This is a genomic window from Pararhizobium sp., from assembly GCF_035497515.1.
Lineage (GTDB): Bacteria > Pseudomonadota > Alphaproteobacteria > Rhizobiales > Rhizobiaceae > Pararhizobium.
On sequence record NZ_DATJDJ010000234.1, the window covers coordinates 56,700 to 68,888 of the forward strand.

Here is a 12,189-nt window from a genome sequence, read left to right on the forward strand (position 1 = left end):
AACACCGGCAAATTCCGTGAAAAATCTCGCTTGTAAAAACGGTTTGCCCGACTCAGAGAATCGGACTAGCGTTATCAGCGCATATCGGCAGAAAATATGCAAAAATGCGCAGAACTGCAAACCGAGGCTCTCGATGCTGTCAAATGTCACGCAACCTTCAAGCGGAAATCTGCGCTCGTTGATTTCGTCAGATGCCGATGAGCTGATGCGTCAGCTTCAGGCGCATCAGCAACGTACCTATCCGCCGACTGCGCGCAAGACCATCCGGCAATTTTCGCCGGCGGAAGCTGCGGACTTTATCGGAATCCATCAGGGATATCTGCGGCAAATCGTGGCTGAAGGCCGCGGGCCGCAGCCGAATGCAAACGGCCGCCGCACCTATTCCGTAGATGATCTGGAGGCGCTTCGGAAGCTTCTCGACGAAGGCGGGAAGGGGCCTCGCAAATATGTTCGCCATCGGCGTGATGGCGAAAAGTTGCAGGTGATCTCGGTCATGAATTTCAAGGGAGGCAGCGGCAAGACGACGACGTCGGCGCATCTTGCGCAGTTCCTGGCCCTTCGCGGCTATCGCACCCTCGCCATCGATCTCGATCCTCAGGCATCATTATCCGCCCTGTTCGGCCATCAGCCGGAACTGGACGTAGGAGAAAACGAGACGTTGTACGGCGCGCTCAGATATGACGACGCACGGCGCGACATTACCGAAATCGTGCGTGCGACTTACACGCCCAATCTGCATATCGTTCCGGGAAATCTGGAATTGATGGAATTCGAGCATGAGACGCCGAAGGCGCTGGCTGCCCGGGCGCAGGGCGACACGATGTTCTTTGCGCGCATCGGCGATTGTCTGGCGGATATCGAAAGCGCCTATGATGTCGTCGTGATCGATTGCCCGCCGCAACTGGGGTTCCTGACGCTTTCTGCCCTTTGCGCGGCAACAGCCGTGCTGATCACCGTTCATCCGCAAATGCTCGATGTGATGTCGATGAGCCAGTTCCTGCAGATGACGGGGGATTTGCTACAGGTTGTCGAGAACGCCGGCGGGGCCATGAACTATGACTGGATGCGCTACCTCGTGACGCGGTTCGAGCCAAACGACGGTCCGCAGGCGCAGATGGCGGGTTTCATGCGATCGATTTTTGGAAACCGGGTTCTGGCCAACACGATGCTGAAATCGACTGCGGTTTCCGATGCCGGACTGACCAAACAGACGCTGTATGAAGTCGATCGCGGCCAGTTCACGCGGGGCACCTATGACCGTGCGCTCGAATCCCTGACGGCCGTGAACACGGAAATCGAAGACCTCATCAAGCAAAGCTGGGGGCGCAAGTAAGCGATGGCGAGAAAGAACGTTTTCGGACCGGAATTTGACAGCGCATCTGATGCGGCACCGGATCAGGCCGCAACCTTCGTCGATGCCCGCCCGCTTGCCAATCTCGACAGGCCGCTGCGCCGCTCAGGGCCCGTCGGTGCCTTTTCGCAGTCCCTCGGGACGATGTCGGAAAAGGCCCAGCGCGCCGATATTCTCGAAAAGAAACTGGCCCATGGCCAAGCCGTCGTTGAACTCGACCCGACCGATATCGACAGTTCATTCGTTCCCGACCGGCTGGTCGGCGATCCCGGCGATCTCGACGGTCTGGTCAGCCAGATCCGGGAGCATGGGCAACAGGTTCCTATCCTCGTTCGCCCCCATCCGGTGGTTGATGGACGCTATCAGGTTGCCTATGGGCACAGACGCCTGGCAGCGATCAAGACGATCGGGGGGCCGGTCAGGGCGGTTGTACGGCCGCTCTCGGACGAGCAACTGGTGGTCAGCCAGGGACAGGAGAACAATGCCCGCACCGACCTGTCCTATATCGAAAGGACATTCTTTGCGCTGCGGCTCGAACGGCGGGGCTTTTCGCGCGATATCATCATGTCTTCTCTGGGCGTGGACAAGGCCGCCTTGTCTCGAATGATCACCTTGGCGGCGAGCTTGCCCGACGAACTGATCGAGGCCATCGGACCTGCTCCGGGCTATGGGCGCACGCGTTGGGCGGAGCTTGCCGGTCTTCTCGAAATCGCTTCCAGCAAAACCAAAGCGCTGACGCTCGTAAACGCAGAGGGCTTTTCAGCGTTGTCGTCGGACGCGCGATTCGCGCATATTGCCGAGCAGTTGCGGACGGTTCCGCGGAAGACAAGCGCCAAACAATGGACGGCGGACGGGGTCAAGGTTGTGAAGATAACCGAGACGGAGTCTGCCCACACCCTGAGCTTCAACAAAGCTGCTTTACCGGATTTCGGCGTATTCGTCGAACAACGGCTGGATGGGCTTTACGATGAGTTTTTGAGACAGAAAAAGGAGCTTAAGGCTTAAAAGAAAAAGGCCCCAAACGTTTCCGTCGTGGAAGCCTTCCTCATATCTAGCAGTCTGAGAATCGCATTTCCACGAATCCTAGTCAAGAGTCTTCGGCATCGTTTTGGTGAGCTGATTTCTTTTGCCTTTTGAAAGGTGAAGGAAATGCAGACTGGACATGTGACGACGCCCTTCGGGCGGCGACCGATGACGCTTGCCTTGATCAAGGGGCAGTTGGAAACAGCAGCTCCCCAGAAGGGCAGGCCGGTCGACAAATGGAAAATCTACCGTGACGCCTGCGATGCCCGCACGAGGCTCGGCCTGCGAGATCGCGCCCTGGCGGTGCTCAACGCGCTGCTGACATTCTATCCGGAAACCCAGTTGAGCAGTGACGAAAATCTCGTGGTGTTTCCATCGAACACCCAGCTCACGGCGCGCGCCAACGGCATCGCCGGCACCACGCTTCGCGAGAACCTGGCGTTGCTGGTGGATGCTGGCCTGATCCACCGCAATGACAGCCCGAACGGCAAGCGCTATGCCCGCAAGGGAAGGGACGGGGCGATTGAAACCGCCTACGGGTTCAGCTTGGCGCCGCTTCTGGCACGTGCGGGTGAACTGGCACGGATGGCGCAGGACGTTGCCGAAGAGCGCCGGCATCTCAAAATCCTGAAAGAGCGGATATCGCTGCGCCGTCGGGATATCCGAAAGCTGATCTCGGCTGCGATGGAGGAGGGCGCTTGTGGTGACTGGGGGATGGTAGAAACGCATTATATCGCGGCTATCGGGCGGCTTTCGCGGGCAAAATCCGCACAAGATCTCTCCGGATGCGCCGAAGAGCTCGACCTTCTGCACGAAGAGGTGGTCAACCTGCTGGAACTTCAGCTGATTTCAGGAAAAACCGACACCATTGATGCCGAATGCCGTCAGCACATACAGAATTCAAATACCGAATCCAGCTATGAACTTGAACCTCGCTCCGAACAAGAGCAGGGCGAACCGGCCATGCCAGACAAGAAACCGCGGCGGGAGACGCCACAGTTGTTTCCTCTGGGACTGGTGTTGCGGGCATGTCCTGAAATGTCGGCTTACGGGCAGGGGGGGCGGATCGGAACCTGGCGAGACATGCAAACCGCAGCCGTGGTGGTTCGATCGATGCTGGGGGTCAGCCCGTCGGCATATCAGGAAGCCTGCGAAGCGCTCGGGCCGGAAAACGCAGCCGTCGCGATTGCTTGCATTCTTGAGCGGGCAGGGCACATCAACTCGGCCGGCGGCTATCTGCGTGACCTGACGGCGCGAGCGCAGCGAGGGGAGTTCTCCATCGGGCCAATGTTGATGGCCCTGTTGCGGCTGAACGGGACTGGACAGCAGAAGATGGGCTGAGGTCGGCGAAATCGACTTGGTTGGTATCGATCTGGGATGAATGGCATGGGCATGCGGTACAACCAGCGTTGCATTCAATCTGGAACCAGCAGAACTGGGGTAGGTGCCACGGCATTGTTAACTCGAGCCATTCGAACTTTTGACAAACTTTGCCAAAATCGGTTATGGTGCTTTCAAATGGAGATTATCGATGGCGACGATGAACGTATCTCTTCCAGACCCGATGAAGGATTGGGTGGAGGCTCAAGCCAGGACCGGGCGATATTCTAACGCTAGCGACTACGTGCGCGACCTGATCCGACGGGACCAGACACGAAACGACAAGATTGCCGCCATGCAAACTTTCGTCGAGGCAGGGCTCCAAAGTGGAGTTGGCATCCGATCAAAGGACGAACTCTTTGCTGAGGCAATAGCTCGCGCCAGCAAGTCGTGAGTTTTAATCTCTCTGTCGAGGCGGAAGAGGACATCATTGCGATCGCCGAGCAAGGTGCCCGCATCTTCGGAGTAGACCAGGCAAAGCGCTACCACGACGAACTTTTCGCAGTATTTGATCTGCTCTCTGTCAATCCACGCATCGCGCGCGAACGGGATGAGATTGATCCGCCCGTTAGAATTCATCCCTTCAAAGCGCATCTAATCGTTTATCGGATCGATGACGATGAGACAATTTTTGTAGTACGAATTCGCCACGGGCATGAAGATTGGGCAAGTAATTCAATTTAGTGAACTTCGATGGAGTAGCGTCGCCTTGAAACGTTATAGGCCCAGCAAGGGATTGCGGCCCAGCTTCATGCGGCAGTTGACAAGACGATTTCGTTCCAGACAGCCAGGCGGCAGAACGAATATCGCGGTGCTCAGTGGCTGTCAGATGCTTGCGGTGAAGATGGAAGAGGTTGGCGATCGGACCGTGCATGGACAAGAAGCGCTGGCATTGCCCTGCCGGCTTGAACCGGATCATGCCTCGTTCTCGCCGTCGAACAGGCAGATGCGAATTCTCAGCTCGGTTGTTTAGGCCCTTATGCGAACCATGCTCGACACCGGGCATGATCTCCCGCTTTGCCGCACCATAGGATCTGAACTTATCGGTAAGCATAACACGCGGCGTTACGCCTCGCCTTTTCAGCAGCTTTCGCATCAGTTTCAGAGCGGCCTTCTTGTTCCAGCGGCTCTGAATCAGAGTATCAAGAACATAACCATCCGCATCGACGGCGCGCCACAGCCAGTATTTCCTGCCCTTGATAACAACGACCATTTCGTCGAGATGCCACTTATCAGCAAAACTTCCCCGAGACCGCCGCCGGATGAAGCGAGCATAGTCCCGGCCGAACTTGGCAGCCCATTCCGCGACAGTCTTGAACGAGACTTCAATACCGCGCTCGGCCAGCAGATCTTCTACATGACGCAAGCTCAGCGGAAAGCGGAAATACAGCCAAACCGCATGGGCGATGATTTCGGCGGGAAAGCGGTGGCGCTTGTAGCGGTGAACAGTGGGATCAGTCGACGGGCAATGGAACATGATAGAACCTAACGCCGCAAAACTTAAGGCGACGCTACCTGAGTAAAGGATGTTTCGCCGGTCGCCAGATGGCGGATAGCGCCGGTTGCGATTTCTCGCGATTGAGGCCGCGAAGTGGGGATTGGAACGGGGAACTTAAAGTAGCTGGAGCATCAACCTGATCGAATCACTTCCTCTCTGTCAATCTACACGTCGATGTTCATGAAGGCCCGCCGGCGAAAGCGGGCCTCTGCACACACATCAGGTGGCGTTTTTGGCACGATACGCATCGGGGATAACGAACACTTCGTCGGCACGTCCGTAGCCGCCGTCAGGTACGGTCTCGATCAGCACCATCGTATGGGGACGTGCAGCTTCGCTTAAATAATCGACGAGCATCTGTGTGGTCTTGTGGATCAGTTCTTCCTTTTGGGTTTTCGAAAGGGCGCCTTCCGGCAGCTTGAAATTGGCAAATGGCATGGATGTTCTCCTGTTGGTGGTTTGGGGGAGTCACTAGGCTACCAGCCGGTCAGATCGTGCCGCCATTAGCGCGGATCACTTGGCCGCTGACCCAGCCGCTGTCGGGACCGGCGAGAAAGGACACGATGCCGGCGATGTCGTCCGGTTGACCGAGGCGACCAAACGGGTTCATGCCGACAATCGTTTTCACCAGCGCTTCGCTCTTGCCGGTCATGAACAGTTCCGTTTCCACCGGCCCAGGCGCCACGGCATTGACAGTGATGCCCCGAGGGCCGAGTTCCTTGGCGAGCACATGGGTCATCGCCTCGGTGGCGGCCTTTGTGGCGGCGTAGATGCCATAGCCGGGCTGGTAGATGCCGACGACGCTCGACGAGAAGCTGATTATGCGGCCGCCGTTTCGCAACCGTTTTGCGCCTTCTCGCAAGCCGCGAAAAACACCGCCGAGGTTGACGCGGATCATCCGGTCGAATGTTTCGTCTGTCACCTGGGCAATCGGTGACAATTCCATGATGCCGGCATTGTTGACGAGAATATCTGTCCCGCCGAAGGCCTGCTCGGCGGCGTCGAACAGGATCGCCAAGCCGGTTGGATCGCCGATATCCGCACCAACGGCCAGGGCCTTGCCGCCCGAAGCCTCGATCGCGGCAACGACGCTTTCGGCGGCCTCGCGGCCCGTCGCATAGTTGACGACAACGGCGATACCATCCTGCGCCAGGCGCTTTGCAGTCGCGGCGCCGATGCCCTTCGAAGCGCCGGTGATGATGGCAACGCGGGTCTGAAGATCTGTCATGTGTTTTCTCCGTCTGTGATGATCCGAAGGTATTGCATCGACAGGGAGAAACAATTACGGGAGATTTGACATATATGTTCGGCTGGAGCGAACAACGCATGGACCGTCTGGACCGAATGCAACTTTTCGTGCGTGTCGTCGAGCGCAGCAGCTTCACGGCTGCGGCCACCGATCTCGGGCTAGCGCGGTCTACGGTCACCGAGGCGATCAAGCAGCTCGAGGCGTATATCGGAGCGCGTCTGCTTGACCGCACCACCCGGCATGTACGGCCGACGCTGGATGGTCAGGCTTTTTATGAGCGTTGCCGCTCGATCGTGTCGGACGTCGACGATGCCGAAAACGTTTTCCGTGATGCCCGGCCGCGGGGGCTGCTGCGCATCGATGCCAATCTTCTCCTGACCCGCACATTTCTGTTGCCGCGGTTGCCGGAATTCCTGGCGCTCCATTCACTTATCGACATCCATTTCGGGCAGGGGGACCGCCTCGTCGATCTCGTCCGCGAAGGCGTGGATTGCGTCATCCGCGCCGGCGCCCTTGCCGACAGCGGAATGATCGCCCGCCGGCTTGCGACGATTACGGAAATAACCTGCGCCAGCCCCGGTTACATCGATGCGCACGGCATGCCGGTGTCTCCCGATCATCTTGAGGGGCACATAATGGTCGGATTCATCTCGTCGCGGACGGGAGAGGCAATTCCGCTCGAATTCATGGTGGACGGTAAGGCAAAGGAGGTCGTCCTGCCCTGCCGCGTCACCGCCAATCATTCCGACACGACGCATGATATGGCAAAAATGGGGCTGGGCTTGATCCAGGCACCGCGCTATCGCCTGCGGGAAGATTTGGAAAAAGGCAGGTTGGTCGAGGTGATGAACGGCTACCCGCCGAGCCCGACGCCGCTTTCGGTTCTATATCCCCAGAACCGGCAGCTTCCGCCCCGTCTTCGCGTGTTCCTGAACTGGCTGGTGACGATATTTGCTGAGGCCGACCTCTAACTCCGCTTCCTGTCGTCCCTGCCGCTGGCGGGTCGGGAACGCTAAACGTTCCGTGCACCAACGCCTTCCAGTGGTCAATATTCGGTTAACCGCAAAAACTTGCGACAAGGCCGATTAGAGCATGGCGATTTGTGGTCCTTCTGGGCACGAAGCGGCTTCGCTGCCGCCGCAACGCCCGGTGTGCCTGAATTCGAAACGGGTGGTTCAACCGCCTCATACGGCGGTTTTCGCCGGAACGAGCCGTTTGGCGGCGGCCACGGTGCGCTCCAGCCATTCGTGCTCGAGGCGGAGTGTGGCCTCCATGTCGTCGGTCTGCGGAAGCCAGTGTTCCAAGATAACGCTCATGTCGGCGGGGCAATGCGACAGGCAGGCGAGAATTTCCTCGATCTCCGCCCTTCCTTCCCCGAGCGGTGTGCCATGGATGCGGAAGCCGACGCCGTAGGGGTCCGGCGTGATCTCGTAGTCCTTGAGATGCAGGTTGATGGCATAAGGCGCAAGCATCTTCACTGTGGTCATCGGCCATTCGCCGGCGCAGATGGAGTTGGCGACGTCCAGGCAGACGCCGAGTGCATCGTCCGCCACCACGTCCAGGAGTTCCACCATGCGTGGCGACGGGTAGTTGAAATGGTTCTCGATGGCGAACCGCAGGCCGGCCTTCTTGCCGTCCGGCAGGAGTTCGCGGATCTGTGCGGCAAGCTCGGGTACAGGGATCAAGGCGTCCTCCGCATCCAGCGCCACGCGCAGGATCTTGGAGCCGATCCGTTCGCCGATCGGAATATAGCGCGCCAGTTCCTCTGCATTGAAGGATTGCGTGCCGAGTTCCAGCGCCATGCCATAGCTGTCGGCGCGCTGCTTCAGCGCCACATGCTCTTGCGCGCTCAAACGATCGAGCGGCAGGTTGTCGGCATATTGCACGAGGCTGAGCCCGTGCCCGTGCGCGATATCCAGCATCTCCATGGCGGTCATCGGCTGGGCCGGCTGGAAGTCCTTTATGCCGATGGACCAGCGGAAGGCATAGCTGCCAAGTCCGATTTTCATGCGTTTCTCCCGGAAAGTGAAAGGACGGCCCGACGTGAAACCGGGCCGCCCTCAGGATCAATGGATTAGTGAGCCGCCGTTGACGTCGACTTCCGAGCCGGTGACATAGGCCGAAAGGTCGGACGCCAGGAACAGGGCGCAGCCGGCGACATCTTCCGCCGTGCCGGGACGACCCATGGGGATGCCGAGCTTGATTTCCTCGAGCTTCTCGGGCGTCAGCATGCCTGCGGTGATATCGGTGGCGATGAAGCCCGGGCAGATCGCGTTGACGCGAACGTTTGCGGGCGCCAGTTCACGGGCCATTGCCTTGGTGAGGCCGAGAACACCGGCCTTGGCAGCCGAATAGTGCGGGCCGCCGAAGATGCCGCCGCCGCGCTGCGCGGAAACCGAGGACATGTTGACGATCTTGCCCTGCATGCGCTCGCGCATGTGGGGAATCACCGCCTGGCTGCAATACAGCGTGCCGCGCAGGTTCACGTCGAGAACGGCGTCATAGTTCTTCGCGCCTATTTCCATGATCTTCAGCGGCTGGGTAATGCCGGCATTGTTGACGAGAATGTCGATCTGTCCCCATTTTGCAATCAGGGCGCCGACGACCTTCTGCGCGGCTTCCAGATCGGTGACGTTGCAGGCCATGCCGACATGCTGGGGGCCGAGATCGGCGGCGGCTTCCTGTGCTGCGGCCTCGTCAAGGTCCAGGATGGCGACGGTCGCACCATGTTCCGCAAATAGCTTCGCGGTGGCCTTGCCGAGGCCACGCTTGGATGCCGCACCAGTGATGACGGCGAATTTTCCTTCGAGCAGAGCGATGCCCATTGTGTCTTCTCCCTTTGGTCGGATTGCGCCGGCACATCGCGCGCGGGCAGAATTTGGTTGGAAATCAGGAATGTCTCAGAGCCAGCCGCGAATCTGGCGGATCATCGCTGCGGTGGAAATGCCGTAGCGATCGTGCAGGCTCGGAAGTGCGCCGGCATCCAGGAACTGATCGGGAAGGCCGATCATGCGGAAGGTCGGGGTCACGCCGTTCAAGAGCAGGGTGCTCGCAACCGCTTCGCCGAGACCGCCGACGCGCGTATGGTTCTCGGCGGTGACGACGAGGCGCCCGCCCTTGCCGGCTTCAGCCAGGATTGTTGCCGTATCGAGCGGCTTGATCGTCGGGCAATGCAGAACGCCGACGGAAATGCCGTCCTTTTCCATTTCCACGGCGGCATCAAGTGCTCGCATGGTCATGAAGCCGGAGGAAATGACCAGTGCATCGGTTCCTTCCCGCACCATCTTCGCCTTGCCGATCTCGAACTTGTAGTCCGGGCAATGCTGGCGCAGGACTGACGGCACCTTGCCGCGCAGCAGGCGCATGTAGACAGGGCCTTCGTGGGCCGCCATCGCAGGCACCGCTTCCGCGACATCGATGGCGTCGCATGGATCGATGATCGTCAGGTTCGGCAGGCCCCGGAAGATCGCGAGATCTTCGGTCGCCTGATGGCTCGGGCCGTAGCCGGTGGTGAGGCCCGGCAGCGCGCAGACGATCTTGACGGGAAGGTTTTCCTCGGCGATCGCCATGGCGATGAAATCATAGGCCCGGCGCGAGGCGAAGACGGCGTAGGTGGTGGCAAACGGCATGAAGCCTTCGCGCGCCATGCCGGCTGCAGCCGAAATCATCACCTGCTCGGCCATGCCCATCTGGTAGAAACGCTCCGGAAAGGCTTCGGCAAAGACATGCAGGTCGGTGTATTTTGCAAGATCGGCGGTCAGTCCGACAATCTTGTCATTGCGCTTCGCTTCAGCAACGAGGGCGTGGCCGAACGGGGCGGAAACGGTGTCGTAGCCTTCCGCCGCCAGCGAGGCGATCATCGCGGAGGTGCGGACGGCTTCGCCGCTTTTCGGCGGGGTCCGTGGTTCCCACTTGCGGTGCGGATCGTAATTGCGGTTCGTGCTCATGGTCTGTCTTCCCCTCATTCCGGCCGGTTTGCGTCGAGAACGGCCAGCGCCTTCTGCCATTCGTCGGCCTCTACGCGCACGAAATGCGTGATCTCGCGGGTCTCGAGGAAAGGTACGCCCTTGCACATCAGTGTATCGCAGATGATGGCGCGGGGCTTGGCGTCCTTGACCGCCCGTGCGGTGTCGAAGGCAGCCACGAGAGCTGCCATGTCGTTGCCGTCCACGCGTTGCGTGTGCCAGCCGAAGGCCGTCCATTTCTCTGCGAGCGGCTCGGAGCACAGCATCTCGGTCGACTTGCCATCAGCCTGCTGATCGTTGAAATCGATGATGCAGACCAGGTTGTCGAGCTTGTGATGGGCAGCCGACATCGCCGCTTCCCAGGTCGAGCCTTCGCCGAGTTCCCCGTCCGACATCAGGTTGTAGACAAAGGCCGGGTTCTTCTTGGCTTTGAGGCCGAGCGCCATGCCCACGCCGATGCCGAGACCCTGGCCCAGGGAACCACCGGTGATCTCCATGCCCGGCGTGTAGGCGGCCATTCCGGACATCGGCAGGCGGCTGTCGTCCGTGCCATAGGTTTCGAGTTCCTGCTCCGGCAGGATTTCTGCCTCGATCAAGGCAGCGTAAAGTGCGATGGCATAATGCCCGATCGACAGCAGGAAGCGGTCGCGGCCTTCCCACTCGGGATCTTCCCGGCGATATGTCAGGGCATGAAAATAGGCGGTGGCGAGGACGTCGGCGATGCCAAGCGCCTGGCCGACATATCCCTGGCCCTGAACCTCGCCCATGCGAACCGCCTTGCGGCGGATTTCCCAGGCGCGGCGCGCAAGGCTCATGTTCGACATCTCTGTCGCTGGAGTTTGGCTGGTCATGTTTCCTCCCTTACCGTGTCGGCGCAAAGGCAAGCGCCTCCACTGCAAGTTCTGAACTCAGTTTGCCGTCGCGAGCAATTAAGAAAATCGAACGAGTTGTTAAGGAAAACTTAGATGACGGCATCGCGCAGATCAGACAGGGTCACGGAAGGTTGAGTGTGGAGGACGCTCGCTGCGTGCGTTGCGCCACCTGGGAGGGTATCCGTTTTGTCACCTTTCCAGTACTACCGGATACCGGCAGTAGGCGCATCATGCTGCAGGAGGTCTTCTTGCAAACCGAAGGACGACTGACGCTCTCAGGGAGGAAATAATGAATATTCGCCATATCGTTGCCGCCGCCGTGCTGTCGCTTTGCGCCAGCCAGGCGAGCGCACAGGAACTCCAGCTTTCGCACAACGCCGCTTCCGGCAACCCCAAGGATGTGGCATCGCAGAAATTCGCTGAAATCGTCGAGCAGAAGACCAATGGTCGCCTAAAGGTTTCCGTCGGCGGGAGCGCCCAGTTTGGCGACGATGCCGAGACCATCACCAACATGCGCCTTGGAACCATAGCCTTCTCCGCAAACTCTCAAGGCACGACCTCCGGAGTCGTTCCGGAAATCGCGCTGCTCGGATTGCCGTTCCTGTTCCAGGATCTGAAGCAGGCGGAGACCGTCATGGACGGTCCAGTCGGCGACAAGATTGCCGCTTCTGCCGAGGCGCAGGGCCTCATCGTGCTTTCGTGGTGGAACAACGGTATCCGGCAGACATCGAACTCGAAGCATCCGATCCTGGTTCCCGCTGACCTGGCGGGTTTGAAGATCCGCACGCCGCCGGATCCGATGACGGTCGATATCTTCACGGCTCTGGGTGCATCGCCGACGCCGATGGCCT

General features: G+C 59.4%; 13 protein-coding genes and 1 pseudogene. 7 read left to right on the forward strand and 7 right to left on the reverse strand.

Features of this window, described 5'->3' with window-relative positions; genetic code table 11:
* Nucleotides 1-133 precede the first annotated feature (133 nt).
* The 5 genes from repA (at nucleotide 134) to VL202_RS24730 (ending at nucleotide 4,438) form a co-directional block, all read left to right on the forward strand.
* A complete protein-coding gene (repA, locus tag VL202_RS24710; protein WP_325466703.1) occupies nucleotides 134-1,333 on the forward strand; it encodes a plasmid partitioning protein RepA in 1,200 nt (399 codons plus the stop codon).
* A gap of 3 nt (nucleotides 1,334-1,336) precedes the next feature.
* Nucleotides 1,337-2,356, forward strand: a complete 1,020-nt coding sequence (gene repB, locus VL202_RS24715) for a plasmid partitioning protein RepB (protein ID WP_325466704.1) — start codon at nucleotides 1,337-1,339, stop codon at nucleotides 2,354-2,356.
* A gap of 144 nt (nucleotides 2,357-2,500) precedes the next feature.
* A complete protein-coding gene (gene repC, locus VL202_RS24720; protein WP_325466705.1) occupies nucleotides 2,501-3,715 on the forward strand; it encodes a plasmid replication protein RepC in 1,215 nt (404 codons plus the stop codon).
* Between the two features lie 190 nt (nucleotides 3,716-3,905).
* On the forward strand, nucleotides 3,906-4,148 hold the full coding sequence (locus VL202_RS24725) for a type II toxin-antitoxin system ParD family antitoxin (RefSeq protein ID WP_325466706.1): 243 nt from the start codon (nucleotides 3,906-3,908) through the stop codon (nucleotides 4,146-4,148).
* Nucleotides 4,145-4,438 carry a type II toxin-antitoxin system RelE/ParE family toxin gene (locus VL202_RS24730; RefSeq protein WP_325466707.1) on the forward strand — a complete coding sequence of 98 codons (294 nt, stop codon included), beginning with the start codon at nucleotides 4,145-4,147 and terminating at the stop codon, nucleotides 4,436-4,438. Before VL202_RS24725 ends, VL202_RS24730 begins: the two co-directional genes overlap by 4 nt.
* A 65-nt stretch (nucleotides 4,439-4,503) precedes the next feature.
* Here the strand turns inward: VL202_RS24730 and VL202_RS24735 are convergent.
* From VL202_RS24735 to VL202_RS24745, 3 genes and pseudogenes are all read right to left on the reverse strand, one after another.
* Nucleotides 4,504-5,231 (reverse strand): annotated as a pseudogene (locus VL202_RS24735) (IS6 family transposase).
* Between the two features lie 240 nt (nucleotides 5,232-5,471).
* Nucleotides 5,472-5,690 carry a 4-oxalocrotonate tautomerase family protein gene (locus VL202_RS24740; protein WP_325466708.1) on the reverse strand — a complete coding sequence of 73 codons (219 nt, stop codon included), beginning with the start codon at nucleotides 5,688-5,690 and terminating at the stop codon, nucleotides 5,472-5,474.
* 49 nt (nucleotides 5,691-5,739) lie between these two features.
* Nucleotides 5,740-6,480 (reverse strand): SDR family oxidoreductase, encoded by a 741-nt coding sequence (locus tag VL202_RS24745; RefSeq protein ID WP_325466709.1) that lies wholly within the window; start codon nucleotides 6,478-6,480, stop codon nucleotides 5,740-5,742.
* 98 nt (nucleotides 6,481-6,578) lie between these two features.
* On the opposite strand from VL202_RS24745, the gene VL202_RS24750 reads away from it, so the two are divergent.
* Nucleotides 6,579-7,472, forward strand: coding sequence for a LysR family transcriptional regulator (locus VL202_RS24750; RefSeq protein ID WP_325466716.1), 894 nt, complete (start codon nucleotides 6,579-6,581; stop codon nucleotides 7,470-7,472).
* A gap of 213 nt (nucleotides 7,473-7,685) precedes the next feature.
* Here VL202_RS24750 and VL202_RS24755 read toward each other — a convergent pair whose 3' ends face one another.
* The 4 genes from VL202_RS24755 to VL202_RS24770 all read right to left on the reverse strand — a co-directional run bounded on the left by VL202_RS24755 (nucleotide 7,686) and on the right by VL202_RS24770 (nucleotide 11,317).
* Nucleotides 7,686-8,510, reverse strand: a complete 825-nt coding sequence (locus VL202_RS24755) for a sugar phosphate isomerase/epimerase family protein (RefSeq protein WP_325466710.1) — start codon at nucleotides 8,508-8,510, stop codon at nucleotides 7,686-7,688.
* Between the two features lie 57 nt (nucleotides 8,511-8,567).
* Complete coding sequence (locus tag VL202_RS24760) at nucleotides 8,568-9,326, reverse strand: SDR family NAD(P)-dependent oxidoreductase (RefSeq protein ID WP_325466711.1); 759 nt, start codon at nucleotides 9,324-9,326, stop codon at nucleotides 8,568-8,570.
* 75 nt (nucleotides 9,327-9,401) lie between these two features.
* On the reverse strand, nucleotides 9,402-10,448 hold the full coding sequence (locus VL202_RS24765; protein WP_325466712.1) for a transketolase family protein: 1,047 nt from the start codon (nucleotides 10,446-10,448) through the stop codon (nucleotides 9,402-9,404).
* Nucleotides 10,449-10,462: 14 nt separating this feature from the next.
* Nucleotides 10,463-11,317, reverse strand: a complete 855-nt coding sequence (locus VL202_RS24770) for a transketolase (RefSeq protein ID WP_325466713.1) — start codon at nucleotides 11,315-11,317, stop codon at nucleotides 10,463-10,465.
* 310 nt (nucleotides 11,318-11,627) lie between these two features.
* Between VL202_RS24770 and VL202_RS24775 the strand changes: the two genes are divergently transcribed.
* Nucleotides 11,628-12,189 (forward strand): TRAP transporter substrate-binding protein (locus VL202_RS24775; RefSeq protein WP_325466714.1); only part of this gene is annotated, 562 nt, incomplete at its 3' end.